This window comes from Gelidibacter japonicus, assembly GCF_010725055.1.
GTDB classification, from domain to species: domain Bacteria; phylum Bacteroidota; class Bacteroidia; order Flavobacteriales; family Flavobacteriaceae; genus Gelidibacter; species Gelidibacter japonicus.
On record NZ_BJKB01000010.1, the window covers coordinates 1 to 16,252 of the forward strand.

A 16,252-nucleotide genomic window follows, 5' to 3' on the forward strand; every position below is an offset into this window, starting at 1 on the left:
ATAACATATCCAAGTGTTTGTTAATCAGTAAAAAAGATACGAAAAAAGGAGTGAAAACACTACGGTTTACACTCCTTTTTATCTCTTTTTACCCCAATATTTTTAAGGGGACTTTTTCAGTGGCCTCTCATAATGATGGGCTTTTGCTTTAAAAAATTGAAACGATAATTATATAACTCTTACGTTTACTGCGTTCAAACCTTTTTTTCCTTCTGTTAAATCAAATTCTACGGCATCACCTTCACGAACTTCGTCGATCAATCCAGAAATGTGTACAAAATGCTCTTTGTTGTTGTCGTCTTCAGTGATGAAACCAAAACCTTTGGCATCATTGAAGAATTTTACGGTACCTTTATTCATAATACTTATTAATGTTATTTAAGCCGCAAAGGTATAGTTAATTTATTGATAAATAGGGTATTTAATTTTTTATTTTTTTTATTTTTAAATTTTAGCATTGGTGTTGGGCCGTTTAACTCATGGCGTTATCAATGGATTCCAACATTTTTTGTACGGGTGCTTGATAGTCGAACCAAGTAATATCTTCTTTTTTTCTAAACCAGGTCATCTGTCTTTTTGCGTATCTTCTTGAATTTTTCTTGATTTCAGAAACGGCAAAATCAAGTGGCCATTCCCCGTTCAAAAATTTAAACAATTCGCTATATCCAACCGTGTTAAGTGCATTTAAATGCTGTAAATGCTGCAATGATTTTACTTCTTCCAACAGGCCTTCCTCCATCATTTTATCAACCCGTGTATTGATTCGTTCGTAAATTATGGCTCTTTCTGCGGTCAAACCAATGGTTATGGTCTTAAAATCTCTTTTGATTTTTGATTTTTTTAAAAAGGAGGAGTAGGCTTTACCGCTACCAATGCAAACTTCCAAGGCTCTTATCACCCGATGCGGATTATCGATAGCCATGGTTTCAAATGCTTGTGGGTCCAAAGCTTTGAGCTTGATTTGCAGAGGTTCCAATCCATACTTCTCAAAGGTTTCGTTAAGTGTGCTCCTGATTGAAGGATCTACTGCTGGGAAATCATCCAGTCCTCTTATAATGGCGTCAATATAAAGCCCTGAACCACCAACCATAACGACGACGTCGTGACTCTCGAAAAGTTTACCCAAAGTATAAAGGGCCTCCTTTTCAAAAGCTCCAACGTTATAATCATCTAAAACCGATTTGTGATGGATAAAATGATGGGGTACGGCTTTGAGTTCATCTTTTGTTGGGGCAGCCGTACCAATTTGCATTTCTTTATAAAACTGTCTTGAATCTGCTGATAGGATTTCAGTTTTAAAATGTTGGGCAATGGCGATGCTTAAGGTGGTTTTACCTATCGCTGTTGGTCCAATAATATTTATGATATATTTTTGATTCAAGGCAAATGTGTTTTGATTAACGGTGGTGTTTAAGAATAATCGCTCAATGAATGCCCACAATTATAACAGTATTTTGCGTTGTCTTTATGTCTTTCTGCTGAGCAATTTGGGCATGCTTCTGTGTTGAGATCAATTGCCGGTGGTGTCGGTATTCCTGTGTGTTTACCCTTGTTTTGATAGACATATTCGGCCGATACAATTCCCGTAGGCACAGCAATAATACCATAACCTAAGATCATGATAAAGGAAGCTATAAATTGTCCTAAGGGTGTCACCGGTGTAATGTCCCCAAATCCAACCGTGGTCAAGGTTACGATACACCAATAGACGCTTACGGGAATACTTGTGAAACCACTGGCCTCTCCTTCAACAAGGTACATCAAGGTCCCAAAGAGGATACTTACTATAAATACTACAAATAAAAACACTAAAATTTTTGGTCGACTGGCCTTTATGGAATTGGCCAGCATATTGGAAGCCCCAAGATATCTGGCAAGTTTTAGAATTCTGAATACACGTAAAAGTCTCAAGGCTCTAAGAGCAATAAACACTTGCGTTCCAAAAAAGATTAATGAGATGTATTTTGGAATCGTTGATAAAAAATCAACTATGCCATAGAAACTAAAAATGTATTTAAAAGGCTTCTTTACAGATATAATTCTTAAAATATACTCTATTGTGAAAATGATGGTAATGATCCATTCGGCCACATTTAAAAAAGTGTGATAGCGGGCATCAAAACTTTTAATGCTCTCCAGCATGACAAAAACAATACTTGCAATAATGGCAATAAGAAGAACAACATCAAACAACCTCCCGTTTGGGGTGTCGGCTTCATAGATAATTCTATGAAGTTTGGCTTTCCAATTGGTATTGGGATGTTTATCGTGCATAAGTCCAAAAGTACTAAAAAGATTGCTTATTTTTTCTTTAACACCACTAATGAATTTGCTTGTACGTCCAACACTTTATCCACATAAGCTTTTAATATTGGATAGAATTCTGGGCCATAAAAGCTTTCTTTGAAATTCAACCTGAAGAACAGCATCAATTTCTGATCATTAACAGTGGTTTTTAAAATGAAATCCCCACCGTCGTTTGGTAATCTTTGAAGGATTTCTTCTGGTATTTCTACAATTTCATAAGTATCTCCAAGATCTAATTGAACACTGTAGAGATATGATTTTTTATAACCAAAATCAATGGGATAGGTGCGCTGTTGCAATTTAAAGGGATTTTCCTCGAAAAACTTATATATAAATGGGTTCAAATAAACCATGTCATTGACAGCACCATTGTTTTTTCTTTCAATATGAAAGGTCTCAGAAATTACTTCTGAGTTTTTTGCTGTGACTTGAACTTCACGGTTGCTCATATTGATATCAGATTGAAGATCTGCAATATGATCTATATATGTGCTCTCATTTTTGAAAAATGCCTTCTTTTTGTCCAAGGCATCATAACCCATATACTTTGCTTTTACTTTTCCTGATACGCGATCATTGGCGATTTTTAAATCTACCTGATACTGAATACTTGAAAATGTAGCCGGATCAATAGTAATCCATTCACTTCCTGATTTAAAATCGAGTAAACGACCATACTGATTTAAACATCTAAACGGCAACTCGCCAAAGCTTAAATAGGGATCTGTAGCGTCCAAAAAATACGTTTTTCCATCAATGGTGGCCTGAACAATGAGATAGTTGAATTCAGAGATTACCGGGAATAACTTGGTGGGCAATCCATTATCTCTTGTAGACAATAGTATTGGTCTGACGAAAATACCATGTTCTTCAAGAAGATTGTGAAGTAAAAGATTGATTTCAGAGACTTTTCCAGACTTTGATTTGATTAGGTTTTTTACGGAAACATCATTAAATATTTTGTATTCACCATTCCATACGTAAGTGTCTTGTACATACTTATAAATATCCTGTGCAATGCTCAAAGTGTTGTTTTTGTCGGTTAGAAAATCTCCCATCAATGGTTTTAGCGATGTGCTTTTGCTTATTTGCCTACCGATACTTGCATCCGATCTGAGTTCATTGTCGGCATCTTTCCAAGTCTTTGTAATATTGTTGACGGTGCCATCAAATCCTTTAAACACCCTTAGTTCATACTCAATTCTGGAAAGGTAGTTGTTCTTTGTAGTCATGAAGTCCTCTGCAATAAAGGCTGGGATATTGGACATGACATAAATTGTTTTGGCACAGTCTGCAGAAGAGTTTCTTGGACCACTCAAACAGTTCTTGATCACTACCGATTCTTCTTTGTCGAGTTTTTGATTGCCAACAAGTTTTATGTTGTATTCATAATTTCCTGGAATACTGGTATTGTACTCACTGTACAATTTAGGAATCTCATCCTGAAAATTCCAAGGATAATACTTATAAATAAAAGGAGACTCCAGTACGTAACTGTAGGTCAATACTGATCCTTCCTGGATATTCGGCAATGTGAATTTTACAATAGTATATTTATCATTATATTTTTCCTCAAATATATCATCGGTTTTTAACTCCGTCTTTGTGACTTCGCCGTTTTCGATATTGTAAGTGGTAGCGAAGACTTGAGTTACCTTTTCTTTACGATTGTTATTGTTGAAAAGATAAATTTTTGCTGTCGCCCATTCGAAACCGTGTCTGTTTAAAATTTTGATTTTTCTCTTAATTTCTGTTTTAAGTGAATAGGTGTTCTGATCGATATAACTATTGCCATGTTCATAAATCACCAATGCGTTGGCCGTAGAGTCTATTTCAAAAGTATTGGTTGAAATGTCACTTCTGCTGACTATAAACGAATCGGAATTGAAGCCGGATTGTCCAAATGAGACTGTGGTAAGAAACAGGAGGATAATAGGATAGAGATGTTTCATTTATTAAGCTCAATTATTTTGACCTGTTTGTTTTTTCTAAGATAGCTTTTAATGATGTGCCAAGCATCTTTATTATCTTCCATTGGTGTGATTATCGATTCCAATACTTTTTTATTGATAATTTGAAAATTGAGGTCGTAGTACCCCAAACCTTTAAAAACACCATTTTCTATGAGTAACACACTGCGCTCATCAAGTGCTCTTCCCTTGTCGATTATTAGCAGATCTCGATTTTCGTAACTGTTATTTAAGATCAATTCCTGTATTCGTAAATTGTAGTCGGCGGGGCTTTCTTCTTTTATGCAAGCTCCTTTGCATTCATCTATATGATATTTGAAACAGCTGGTCTTGGAAGTATCCAACCCTACCAATTTTGGACAAAGTTCATAATTTTCAATAGCCTTAAACATAAACTGCTTGCCGCTTTGGTAATTTGAAAAGGTAGTAATGGCTTTTTTTCGACCATCTATATGGTCAATTTTCAAGTTGATATATCCATTATCATCTGTAAATCTATAGAGAGCATGGGTGAAATTAGATCTTCTCATCGCTCTATTGAAAGAGGGTTTGTTTAATTTTATCTCAGCACTTTCCTTGAGCAAAGCCACTAATTCATTACCAGTTACTTCATAGGTCACAGCAGCCACTTGCTTTTGCATTTTTTTTGATTTTGGATTGGTACTTGTAAAATGCTGATTGACCCTATTTCGGATATTCTTGCTTTTGCCAATATAAATAATTTTGCCGTAAGTATCATGAAAATAAAAAACTCCTGTACTGGACGGTAGGCCATCAATCATTGATTTGAGATTGGTTGCCATTTGATATTTAGGCTCTGCCTTAACAGCATCTTGTATTATATGCTTGTTGAGGTCTTTGGCCAATAACAGTTTAAATAATTTGACCGTAGCAATAGCATCTCCTGAGGCCCTATGTCTATCACCAACCGGGATACCTAATGCTCGTGTAAGTTTACCCAAACTATAAGATTCCTGTTCTGGCATGATCTCTTGTGCCAATTCAACAGTGCATAGGGTCTTGCGCTTGAAATCAAAACCTAATCTACTGAACTCTGTGCGTAGGATACGGTAGTCAAATTCGGCATTATGTGCTACGATAATACAATCCTCAGTGATTTCTACAATGCGTTTTGCAACCTCATAAAATTTGGGAGCTGTACGTAACATACTACTGTTAATCCCTGTTAAGTTGACTACAAAAGGTTGAATTTCCCGTTCTGGGTTGACCAGACTGATAAACTGATCAATGATGGTCTGTCCATCAAATTTGTAGATGGCTATTTCAGTGATACCTTCCTCATTGAATTTGCCACCTGTGGTTTCTATGTCTAATATTGCGTAAATAATACTTGCTGTTTAAGGGTATGCTATTAAGATGTCTGTTGCTATTATAAAATCCTACTGAAGATTAATAATTCCTTTCGCCAAAAATATGGCTTCCAACTCTAATCATCGTACTTCCACATTCTATTGCCAATTCATAATCGCCACTCATGCCCATGCTAATGATTTCCAGCTGGCAATTTCCAATGTTAAGTGTCTTAAGCTCATCAAATGTTGTTTTTAGCTTTTTGAATTCTTGTTCAATTTGTTTTTGGTCACCGGTAAAAGTGGCCATCCCCATAACACCTACAATACAGACATTATTAAGTTCTGAAATATCTGGAGATTGTAAAATTTCTTTAGCCTCTTCAACAGTCATTCCAAATTTCGTGTCTTCTTCTGCAATCTTTATCTGAAGCAAACAATTAATCGTCCTATCATGTCTTTTGGCTTGTTTGTCAATCTCTCTTAATAATCTTAGACTATCAACGCCATGGATAAGTTTTACGAATTCGGCCATGTGTTTGACCTTGTTTCGTTGAACATTGCCAATCATATGCCATTCAATATCTTTTGGCATTTGGGCTTCTTTTTCGACCATTTCCTGGATTTTATTTTCTCCAAAAATTCGTTGCCCGGCATTATAAGCTTCCAAGATTTCATCGACCGTTTTTGTTTTTGAAACTGCTACCAAGGTGACATGTTTCGGTAATGTCGATTTAATTTGGATTAAATTTTCTTGTATACTCATTGTGTGTTTGTTATTGGATTATTTGTTGTGATGTTGCTATATGCATCGATTTGACAACAAACAAATTAATTTTTAAAATTCATAAATTGTAACGCCACTTCTCAGTTTGGGTTCAATAAAAGTGCTCTTGGGTGGCATCTTAAGTCCATCATCTGCAATGGTTTTCATCTCTTCAATACTGACAGGAAGCATCCCAAATCCAACCCTGAAATTACCATTATCTATCGAATTTTTCATCGAAACAATGTCTTTTTTGCCATTGATATAGCCAATTCTCTCATCATTTCTTAAATCATTAATCCCTAAAATAGGCTCCAGAATTGTTTTATACAAGATTTGGGTATCCAAAGCATCTAAAGAGCTCTCTATCTCATAACCTGTTTTCCGCAGGTGAAGCGAATAGAACTCACCGTCTAAGTACATGCTGAAATGATGTGTGTTTAATGGCTTATAAGGTGTTTGTCCTCGATTTTCAATCCGATAAAACATATCTAATTGTATTAAAAACTCCTCTTTCGTCAAACCGTTCAAGTCTTTAATGAGCCGGTGATATTCATGGATTCGCAAATCCGACTCAGGGATAAGATAAGCCATGAAAAAGTTATAGGATTCATTGCCCTTATGCGACTGGTTATTTGCTTTCAGGTCTTTATAAAGCAAATACGAAGATGCTGACCTGTGATGGCCATCGGCAATATATATAGTTTCCATCTGTTGAAATTCATATTCTATATTTTTTAATTGCTCGTCATTCTCAACTTTCCAAAGCAAATGAGTGTCTCTATAGGTCGTTGTGAATTCAAACTCGGCACGATCTTTTTGCACCTCTTCAACAATTTGTGCGATAACCTCATTATCAGGGTAGGTTAGGAGCACAGGTTCGGCATTAAACCCCACAGTTTTTAGATAGTCCTTAAAAATTATTTCTCTAAATTCAATGGTGTCTTCGTGCTTCTTGATGACATCGTTTTCATAATCCTCAGCGCTTGCTGCGGCAATAATTCCATTAAAGACTTGTTTATCTCTATCTGTAATTTGATAGACATAATAACAAGGTTTATCATCCTGAACAAAGATGGCGTCTTCTTTAAATTCCAAATATCTATTTCTGACAAGATTATAACGTGCCTCACCAGAAATTTGCTTATCGTATTTGTAGCCGGGATTGACAATGTGCAAAAATGAAAATGGATTGTCTCTCAACCGTGACTCACGTTGTTCCAAAGTATAGCTTTGATAGGCACGAGCAGCCACCAGACTTACTTTATCTCGTGTTGGACGTACAGCTTTAAATGGGATGATGTTGGCCATTTTTTTTAGGATTCAGTTTTCGGTCTCAGTTTTCAATGAATGGGCTCTTTGTTTAAGTCTCAGTTATTAGTCACGTATGAGACTGAAAACTGTGACTGTTTACTTTAAAAACTGCTCCGCGACCTTCTCAGCCTTTCTACTTTCAGAATAATCGTAAAAACCTTCGCCTGACTTGATTCCGAGTTTTCCCGCTCTTACCATATTGACCAACAATGGGCATGGCGCATATTTTGGATTTTTGAATCCGTCATACATCACATTTAGAATGGAAAGACAAACGTCCAATCCAATAAAATCAGCCAATTGCAGTGGTCCCATCGGGTGGGCCATTCCGAGTTTCATAACCGTATCAATTTCTGTTACACCTGCAACCCCATTGTAGAGGGTTTCAATAGATTCATTGAGCATTGGCATTAAAATCCGGTTGGCCACAAAGCCAGGATAATCATTTACTTCAACGGGATCTTTGCCTAAAGTTTTAGAAAGCTCCATAATGGTTTTGGTCACTTCATCACTGGTGTTATAACCACGAATAATTTCCACCAACTTCATAATAGGAACAGGGTTCATAAAATGCATTCCAATCACTTGCTTTGGTCGCATAGTGGCGGCAGCAATCTGAGTTATGGAAATAGAGGACGTGTTGGTCGCCAAAATGGTGTCTTTGGAACAGATGTCATCCAATTGCTTGAATATTTTAAGCTTTAATTCGCTATTTTCTGTAGCGGCTTCCACGACTAAATCGGCAGACTTGACACCTTCGGTCAGATCGGTAAAAGTCGAAATATTACTTAAGGTCTGTTGTTTTTGATCTTCGGTAATGCGATCCTTGGCGACCATCCGATCTAAATTATTCGTAATGGTTTCTATTCCTTTTTTGAGTGAATCTTCATTGATATCAATTAACTGGACTTTAAAACCAGTTTGAGCAAAGGTGTGTGCAATGCCATTTCCCATGGTACCTGCTCCAATTACGGCTATGTTTTTCATTAAAATATAATTTTTATTTCCTCTGTGAGGGACATCATGTTTTTACTTTAGTTGAATCTATGCTTTATGCCACTCCAGAAACGCCGAGATACGACTGGTTCTCTGGAGGTAGTAGTCATCTCATATATTGAATCACGTATTGCCAACTGCTAATGGAAGACGGCTTACGGAATCAAAACTGATCAATTATCATTGTGGCAACACGCAGAGCTTCGGTTCCATCATGAAGGGTGACAATTGGTTTCGTATTATTATTGATGGCATCTGCAAAAGATTCCAATTCATCCAAAATGGCGTTATTATTCGAGATTTCAGGGTTGTCAAAATAAATTTGCTTCTTCACACCTTCAGCATTTTGAAGGATCATATCAAAATCCCCTGGATTTATTGGTGCATCCTTCATTTTAACGACTTCACATTTTTTCTCTAAGAAATCGACCGAGATATAGGCATCCTTTTGGAAAAACCGTGTCTTGCGCATATTTTTTAATGAAATTCTGCTCGCCGTTAAATTAGCCACACAGCCATTTACAAATTCAATCCGTGCATTGGCGATGTCGGGTGTTTCACTAATAACCGAAACACCACTGGCTGAAATATTCTTGACTTTAGAATTGACCACACTTAAGATGATATCGATGTCGTGGATCATTAAATCCAATACTACTGGCACATCGGTTCCTCGTGGATTAAACTCGGCCAATCTATGGCTTTCTATAAACATAGGTTTGTGTATCTGGTCTCTAACGGCCTTAAATGCAGGGTTGAAACGTTCTACATGACCTACCTGCCCCTTTACATTGTTCTGTGCAACCAAAGCTCTGATGGTTTCAGCCTCTTCTACCGTATTGGTAATTGGTTTTTCAATAAAAATGTGTTTGCCTTTAGAAATCGCCAATCTTGCACATTCGTAATGAGACAGGGTTGGCGTTACGATAGAAACCACATCAACGGCATTGATAAGGCTTTCAATCGTATCAAAATACTTATATCCAAATTCGGTTTCAATTTTTTTTGCATTGGCTTCATCAGCGTCGTAAAACCCGACCAAATCGAATTTTTCAGATTGCTTAAGAAGGCGTAAATGAATCTTTCCCAGATGACCAGCACCAAGAACTCCAGCTTTTAACATAGACTATACGTTTTATACAAAAATAGCTTTTTTTTAAGGCAGAAAAAAGGAAATTGGAAAGAGAAAAAAGCTTGATGCATGAAGCTGAATGTTAGAAGTTTGTGACGGAAATCGAGATCCGAATAAATTGTCAAAATTGAGATGGTAAGACCTTTTTTAAGGAATTTGAAACAAACTACCGTGTTAAACACGACAATTTTAATCTGCCTTGGATATATTTTCAAAAAAATTAAAATTTCTCTGTCAGTCGGTGGATTGGGATTTTGAAATTTTTGATTTGGGTTTTGCTTTTTTTTGAAGTAGTTTAGCCAACAAACTTACCACCGCTTTGAAAGATACGTTTAAACATAAGGGCTTAAGACAGCAACTTGTTGAGATTATTAGAGATAAAGGAATTACTGATGAAAAAGTGCTTAAGGCCATCGGTAAGGTGCCAAGGCATTTATTTATGGACTCTAGCTTTTTGGATCACGCGTATCAGGATAAGGCATTTCCGATAGCGGCAGACCAAACTATTTCGCAGCCGTATACAGTGGCATTCCAAACTGAACTCATGCAGATCAAGCCTGGAGATACCGTGCTTGAAATTGGAACGGGGAGTGGCTATCAAACCGCCGTGTTATGTGAATTGGGAGCAAGAGTGTACAGCATAGAGCGACAACTGGAGCTTTTTAAAAGTACAAGTAAGTTTCTTCCCAAACTTGGCTACCGTCCTAAAAAACTCATTTTTGGTGATGGATATAAAGGATTAAAAGAAGAGGCTCCTTTTGATAGTATTATAGTCACAGCTGGAGCTCCGTTTGTTCCAAAACCCTTGATGAGTCAACTTAAAATTGGAGGCCGATTGGTAATTCCGGTAGGAGATCAGGTGCAAACCATGACTTTGTTTATCAGAAACGGACCAAAGGATTTTGAAAAACATGAGTACGGTGAATTCCGGTTTGTACCATTATTAGAGGACAAAAACTGATCGACCTGTGTATGTTAATGCACATCTTGCACGAGTTTTCACAAATCCGTTTGAATTGCAATCAACCAAAAAAGTAAATTCTGTTTAGTGTATCAATGGAACGGCCTTTCACTCTGTATGACCGCAAGCCTCCTTACGTTTAAGAATTATTGTCATTTCAAATAAGATTCTTTTCTTTTGAATTGATTAGTGTTGACACCGAAGAAAATCGTGACCTACAATATGATTTTTATACTTTGTCACAATTGCTATCAAAGTCAAAAGTTCTTTATTCAATAATATTCAAAAATTTTAACCCAAAAATCACGGCGTCGCCTTGATAGCCGTTTTGATAGGAACGCACATAATCCACACGTAAAAATCTGAATTTCTTAAAACCGATATTGTCAATCCCAATGGAATACTCTTGGTAAGGTTTGATGTTTTCTGTAGAGAAGACGTGCGCTCCAATTACGAAATTATAATTGAGCTTGTTCAATAAAGGCACGCGGCTTAAAAGCAACCCTTTAAAATCATGTTCGGCATGCATTTCTGCATAGGAAGTGTTGGTGCTCAACGCATAATATGGCAAATTGTTGAATACATTAAGATAGGTGCTTGAGGTGCCAACGTGCGTTTGATTGCCATTGGGATGGTAATAATCCATAAATCCGATATCCTCGGCATTAAAAAAAGCACCCGCTTTAAGATTATACTTAAAATCACCCTTATTGCCAATGCTAAAGCTTTGGGTCAATCTGGCTTTGAGCTGATCAAAATTATATTGTTTTTCTGAAGCTGCAAATCCTTTTTCATATCCTAAATACAAGGTGGGATATTTGCTGTTTGGGATATTGATCTTACTATCTGGGTAACTCATATATTCCTGACCAAAATTAAAACGAGTATTGAGGTTGAATTTTAAAAGTTGGTGCGTATCAAAAGAGGGAATGCCATAAACATTTGGATTCTGCGGATCATTACTTGAGTAAACGTCGTTCTTATCGTTAAAAAACACTTGATCTGTAGTGTTGATCAGTGCTTTTCTGCGCTCGTAAGCCAGGATACTGTATATATTGATGCCATTTAAAACTTCTTGGGTAAACCCAACTTGAGCAAAGCTTTTGTCGTAGATTTTCATGAAATTATTTTCAAAAAACAAGGAGCTTACTGAGTTGATCAATGGCGAAATGGGTTGGGCATTATTAAACTGCGGTGTTTCAACACCTCCGGATAATATCAAAAATGGCGATTTGATATTGTTGAATTTGTAGATAAAAGAAGCCGTTCCCCTTAGGCGTTCATCGGAAAATCCGTACTGTAATGACGCGTTTGCTGAAAAATAACGACGGTATTTATCTTGGTTTTTTCTGTAGTAAAAACTTAATTTTGAATTGTAGCCTTGGACGGCGTTAAATTGAAAGTCGGAGAGTGGTGAGCTGTACCCAACAGACCAATCTTCAAATGAATTTCGATGATTATATCCAAAGAGAATGTTTTGGATTTTGAATTTATTGTTCTTGCTGTCAATGGAGTCTAAATAGGGTTTTGACTCCCTTAGGGTTTGAATGCTGTCCTTTACCAAATAATCGTTGATTTCTTCATCAGTTAATGGAACGGGTCTGAAGTTATTCCAATAGATAGAATCCTTTTTGTTGGCTTCATTTTCAAAGGATAAAATTTCCTTTCCAAATGTTTTTTTTGTCAGTTCCGTAGTGAAATCATAATTGCTGTAAACTGCCGTAAACCGTCCATCGCCTTTAAACCCGAAGAGTGAATAACTAAATTCAATGCCTTGGGAAATCATAACCCAGATTTGGTCAGTGTCAGAATAGGAGAAGTTTTGTTTGATGGTAATGATTTCTGCCGGCGGGATTTGAGCTTGAATCCCAGTGATGCCTAATTCTAAAGCGTAAATCGTCCACTGATTTTCCACGATATAGATACTTCCAGAAAAGATCCGATCGTTTTCACGTCTCGGAATCACTTTGATTTTATTGATGAGATTGCCTTTATCATCATAAAACACACCTTCCAGCTTATATCTGTAATAGTTAAAAGCGTAATCGGAAATTGGAGAAATGATCTGATTGCCGAGTTCAATGGTGTTGTTGTAAAAGTTGAAATCGACATCACTGGCCGTGTTGAAACTAAAACCGTTATTATCGCCACTTACTTTTGAGGCGATAATCTTCTCCTTCAATTTATCTGGACGCATGTATTCAATTTCGGAAATGGTTTCGGATAGGTACAAAATACCACTTCTTGTAGAATCCAATCCCACCATAAAGTCGTCCATTTCTTGACCAAAGAACTTTTCAGGAGCATTTTTTATTCGGATTAAGCCGCGAGAGTAAAAATTGGCCTTAAAAGCATTGATCTTTTCCAAATTTACTTTTCTTGAAGCAATGGCTTTTCTCATGATGATATCTGCTGGGTTTTCATCAGCTTTGATCACTACTTCATTTAATGAAATTTGTTCTTCAGAAAGAGACGCATCCAAAATATATGGAAATTGTTCGATCTTGACTTCTTTCTTCACTGTTTTATAGCCCAAGAACTGAAATACAATGGTATAAGTACCGGGAGTGTTCAGATTGAGTTCGTAATAGCCCTCATTATTACTGGTGGTTCCGGTGAATGTGTTTTGTACATAAATGTTCACATAGGGTAGAGCATGATTCTTTTGATTTGTTATACGTCCTTTAATTTGAGAAAAGCATGGAGCACATAACAGCATTATTAAGCAAGCGAGTAAATTTTTAGCCATAAAGTTGGAGTTCAGTTCTATAGGCATATTCGGCATTAAGCAGCTTGCCAATAGGTGTTTCAAACTTAGTTATAAATATGGCTTGCGCCTGTTATAGCAATCTTAAATAAATCCATAAGATTTTTGGATCTGATATGATGGGTGTAATAATTACATATTTTAAATACCCTAAAACTTCTTAACTGTAGATTTTTTTAATCCGATCTAAGTTTCTCTTATTATCACGATCCCGAATAGTGTCGCGTTTGTCATAGAGTTTTTTACCTTTTCCTAACGCAATTTCCAATTTCGCGAAGCCTCTGTCATTAATAAACAGTCGTAATGGTACAATAGAATATCCTTTTATCTGAACGTCTTTATGAAGTTTTTTCAGTTCTTTTTTGTTCAATAGGAGTTTGCGTTCGGCTTTGGGTTTATGGTTGTTATAATTGCCAAATGCATATTCATCAATGTTCATATTGATGACAAAGAGTTCACCTTTATCATTAAATTCACAAAAACTCTCAGCGATAGACGCTTTGCTATTTCTAATGGACTTTATTTCAGTGCCGGTCAAAACAATTCCGGCTACATATTTATCCAACAGTTCATACTCAAAACGTGCTCTTCTATTTTTTATGTTAATGTGTTTCTGCATAGGAAGCCAAAGGTAAAACATTTAAGATAACTTTTGAAGAAGAGACATCTGTAATCTTTAAATTTACAGATTCATTTAAAAAAACTATTATGTTACGGAGTGTTTTGCTATGGTTCGTGTTGCTATCATTATTCAATTGTAAGGATAATGGTCCTCAAGTAAATAAAATTGAGTCGGCGGATGATATCATTAAAAAATCAATAGAAGTTGCTGGAGGGAATTTGTTTGACCGCTCCGAAATTAATTTCGATTTTCGGGATATACATTACAGAGCCATTCGTGATCATGGTAAATTCCAATTGGAGCGACGTTTTAGAGATTCGGTTTCCGAAATAAAAGATGTTTTGAGTAATTCCGGATTTGAACGTTTTAGAGAGGGTGAAAAAGTGCAACTAGTGGATTCGTTGGCTAACTTGTACGGGAATTCGGTTAATTCAGTGCATTATTTTTCTGTGTTGCCTTATAGTTTGGATGGGAAAGCGGTGCATAAAACCTATTTGGGGTCAAAAGAAATCAATGGCAAAGACTATCACAAAATCAAAGTCACTTTTTCAGAAGATGGCGGTGGCGAAGATTTTGATGATGAATTTATATATTGGATCGATAAAGAACAATTTTCAGTAGATTATTTGGCCTATTCATTCAAGGAAATTGACGATAGTTTGGGATTTCGGTTCAGGGAAGCCTATAATCCAAGAATAATCAACGAATTGCGTTTCGTTGATTATAATAATTTTAAACCCGCTTCTGCCGATGTCAATCTTGAAAAGTTAGATGATTTGTTTATTGCAGGCAAACTGCAATTACTTTCAAAAATTGAGCTTAAGAATATTCAGGTACACGTTCTTAATTGATAGTCAGCAATTGGTCAGATGCAATTCCGTTGATGATCGTAACAATATAGAGATTCCCATTATTTGAATCTTCAATATCATTGTACTTTTCATGCCCAATCACGGCATTCACAAAATCTGGGATGGTATTGCTATGGCCAACAATCAGAACCGTTTTTCCTTTAGTTGCTTCTTTAAAAGCTTCATCATAACCAGTATTGACACTATAAGTAATAATCTCTAAGCGATTGTTATCAGCGGTTGGTTGTGCGGTTTCCTTGGTTCTATTGAAGTCTGTGGAATACACAGCATCAAAAGGAGTGTGCTGCAAGATGATACTCCAATCTTGGGCTCTTTGATGACCTTCCTGGGTGAGATGGGCATCCTTTTCTGACGGATTACTACGATCTTTCTCGGCGTGCCGAATAAAATAATAGGTCGTGGTCTCCGTATGTGGTTTTTCTTGGGCTAAAGCATTTATTGAAAAAAATGTAATGCAAATAATGACGAGATAGCGTATCATGGGACAGCGTGTTTAGTTGAATGATTATGCCAGTTCCAAGGCGATTTCTATCATCTCCTTGAATGTTGTTTCCCTTTCCAATGAAGTGGTGCGTTCTCCGGTAACCAAGGAATCGGATATGGTTAGGATGCTTAACGCATTTACATTGTGCTTGGCTGCCACCGTATAAAGACCTGCAGTTTCCATTTCAACACAAAGAATTCTAAATTTCGACCATTTTCTGTAAGATTCAAAATCATCGGCATAAAATTCGTCACTGGTCAAAACATTACCAGCCTTTAAAGGGATATTTTTTGCTTTTGCTACCTCAACCGCTTTTTGGAACAAGTCAAAATCTGCTGTAGGTGCGTAATCCGCGCCACCAAAACGCAATTCATTAATACCAGAAGTAGAGGAGGCGGCCATGGCCAAAACAATGTCTCTTAACTTAACATCCGCCTGATAAGAACCAGCACTACCTACTCTTATAAGATTTTTCACATCATATTCTGTGATTAATTCATGGGCGTAGATAGAAATACTGGGAACTCCCATTCCTGTGCCCATTGCGGAAATAGATTTTCCTTGGTAAGTGCCAGTATAACCAAGCATACCTCTAATATTGTTAAAAAGCTTAGGGTTTTGAAAGAACGTCTCGGCAATCCATTTTGCTCTTAATGGATCTCCTGGAAGAAGAATGGTATCAGCAATTTCTCCTTTTTTAGCTTCAATATGTACACTCATGACGGGGGTTAGTTTAATCCTTAAAGATAAA

15 protein-coding genes are annotated in these 16,252 nt (G+C 36.6%); 2 read left to right on the forward strand and 13 right to left on the reverse strand.

Features of this window, described 5'->3' with window-relative positions; all coding sequences use genetic code 11:
• Positions 1-168: 168 nt before the first annotated feature.
• The 9 genes from G6N06_RS11080 to G6N06_RS11120 form a co-directional block, all read right to left on the reverse strand.
• Positions 169-360, reverse strand: a complete 192-nt coding sequence (locus tag G6N06_RS11080) for a cold-shock protein (RefSeq protein ID WP_027126706.1) — start codon at positions 358-360, stop codon at positions 169-171.
• A gap of 112 nt (positions 361-472) precedes the next feature.
• Positions 473-1,381 (reverse strand): tRNA (adenosine(37)-N6)-dimethylallyltransferase MiaA, encoded by a 909-nt coding sequence (gene miaA / locus G6N06_RS11085; protein WP_163516818.1) that lies wholly within the window; start codon positions 1,379-1,381, stop codon positions 473-475.
• 29 nt (positions 1,382-1,410) lie between these two features.
• On the reverse strand, positions 1,411-2,274 hold the full coding sequence (locus G6N06_RS11090) for an ion transporter (protein WP_163516819.1): 864 nt from the start codon (positions 2,272-2,274) through the stop codon (positions 1,411-1,413).
• A 26-nt stretch (positions 2,275-2,300) separates the two neighbouring features.
• Positions 2,301-4,259 (reverse strand): DUF3858 domain-containing protein, encoded by a 1,959-nt coding sequence (locus G6N06_RS11095; RefSeq protein ID WP_163516820.1) that lies wholly within the window; start codon positions 4,257-4,259, stop codon positions 2,301-2,303.
• Positions 4,256-5,623 carry an exonuclease domain-containing protein gene (locus G6N06_RS11100; RefSeq protein ID WP_163516972.1) on the reverse strand — a complete coding sequence of 456 codons (1,368 nt, stop codon included), beginning with the start codon at positions 5,621-5,623 and terminating at the stop codon, positions 4,256-4,258. The genes G6N06_RS11095 and G6N06_RS11100 overlap by 4 nt, the downstream gene beginning before the upstream one ends.
• A gap of 64 nt (positions 5,624-5,687) precedes the next feature.
• The gene (locus tag G6N06_RS11105) at positions 5,688-6,353 is read right to left on the reverse strand and encodes a YggS family pyridoxal phosphate-dependent enzyme (protein WP_163516821.1); all 666 of its coding nucleotides are present in this window, start codon (positions 6,351-6,353) and stop codon (positions 5,688-5,690) included.
• Between the two features lie 72 nt (positions 6,354-6,425).
• Positions 6,426-7,664 (reverse strand): DUF1015 domain-containing protein, encoded by a 1,239-nt coding sequence (locus G6N06_RS11110; protein ID WP_163516822.1) that lies wholly within the window; start codon positions 7,662-7,664, stop codon positions 6,426-6,428.
• 99 nt (positions 7,665-7,763) lie between these two features.
• The gene (locus G6N06_RS11115; RefSeq protein WP_163516823.1) at positions 7,764-8,654 is read right to left on the reverse strand and encodes a 3-hydroxyacyl-CoA dehydrogenase family protein; all 891 of its coding nucleotides are present in this window, start codon (positions 8,652-8,654) and stop codon (positions 7,764-7,766) included.
• A 172-nt stretch (positions 8,655-8,826) separates the two neighbouring features.
• Positions 8,827-9,786 (reverse strand): Gfo/Idh/MocA family protein, encoded by a 960-nt coding sequence (locus tag G6N06_RS11120; protein ID WP_163516824.1) that lies wholly within the window; start codon positions 9,784-9,786, stop codon positions 8,827-8,829.
• Positions 9,787-10,114: 328 nt separating this feature from the next.
• Between G6N06_RS11120 and G6N06_RS11125 the strand changes: the two genes are divergently transcribed.
• The gene (locus G6N06_RS11125; protein ID WP_163516825.1) at positions 10,115-10,756 is read left to right on the forward strand and encodes a protein-L-isoaspartate(D-aspartate) O-methyltransferase; all 642 of its coding nucleotides are present in this window, start codon (positions 10,115-10,117) and stop codon (positions 10,754-10,756) included.
• Positions 10,757-11,024: 268 nt separating this feature from the next.
• Here G6N06_RS11125 and G6N06_RS11130 read toward each other — a convergent pair whose 3' ends face one another.
• Positions 11,025-13,541: a DUF5686 and carboxypeptidase regulatory-like domain-containing protein gene (locus tag G6N06_RS11130; protein WP_308469756.1), complete on the reverse strand. Its 2,517-nt coding sequence runs from the start codon at positions 13,539-13,541 to the stop codon at positions 11,025-11,027.
• Between the two features lie 142 nt (positions 13,542-13,683).
• A complete protein-coding gene (gene smpB, locus G6N06_RS11135) occupies positions 13,684-14,142 on the reverse strand; it encodes an SsrA-binding protein SmpB (RefSeq protein ID WP_163516827.1) in 459 nt (152 codons plus the stop codon).
• A gap of 89 nt (positions 14,143-14,231) precedes the next feature.
• Between smpB and G6N06_RS11140 the strand changes: the two genes are divergently transcribed.
• Positions 14,232-14,996: a DUF6503 family protein gene (locus G6N06_RS11140; RefSeq protein WP_240338045.1), complete on the forward strand. Its 765-nt coding sequence runs from the start codon at positions 14,232-14,234 to the stop codon at positions 14,994-14,996.
• Here G6N06_RS11140 and G6N06_RS11145 read toward each other — a convergent pair.
• Both G6N06_RS11145 and deoD read right to left on the reverse strand, forming a co-directional pair.
• Positions 14,989-15,498: a SixA phosphatase family protein gene (locus tag G6N06_RS11145; protein WP_163516828.1), complete on the reverse strand. Its 510-nt coding sequence runs from the start codon at positions 15,496-15,498 to the stop codon at positions 14,989-14,991. The genes G6N06_RS11140 and G6N06_RS11145 overlap by 8 nt on opposite strands.
• A gap of 24 nt (positions 15,499-15,522) precedes the next feature.
• Positions 15,523-16,221: a purine-nucleoside phosphorylase gene (deoD, locus tag G6N06_RS11150; RefSeq protein ID WP_163516829.1), complete on the reverse strand. Its 699-nt coding sequence runs from the start codon at positions 16,219-16,221 to the stop codon at positions 15,523-15,525.
• Positions 16,222-16,252: the final 31 nt, after the last annotated feature.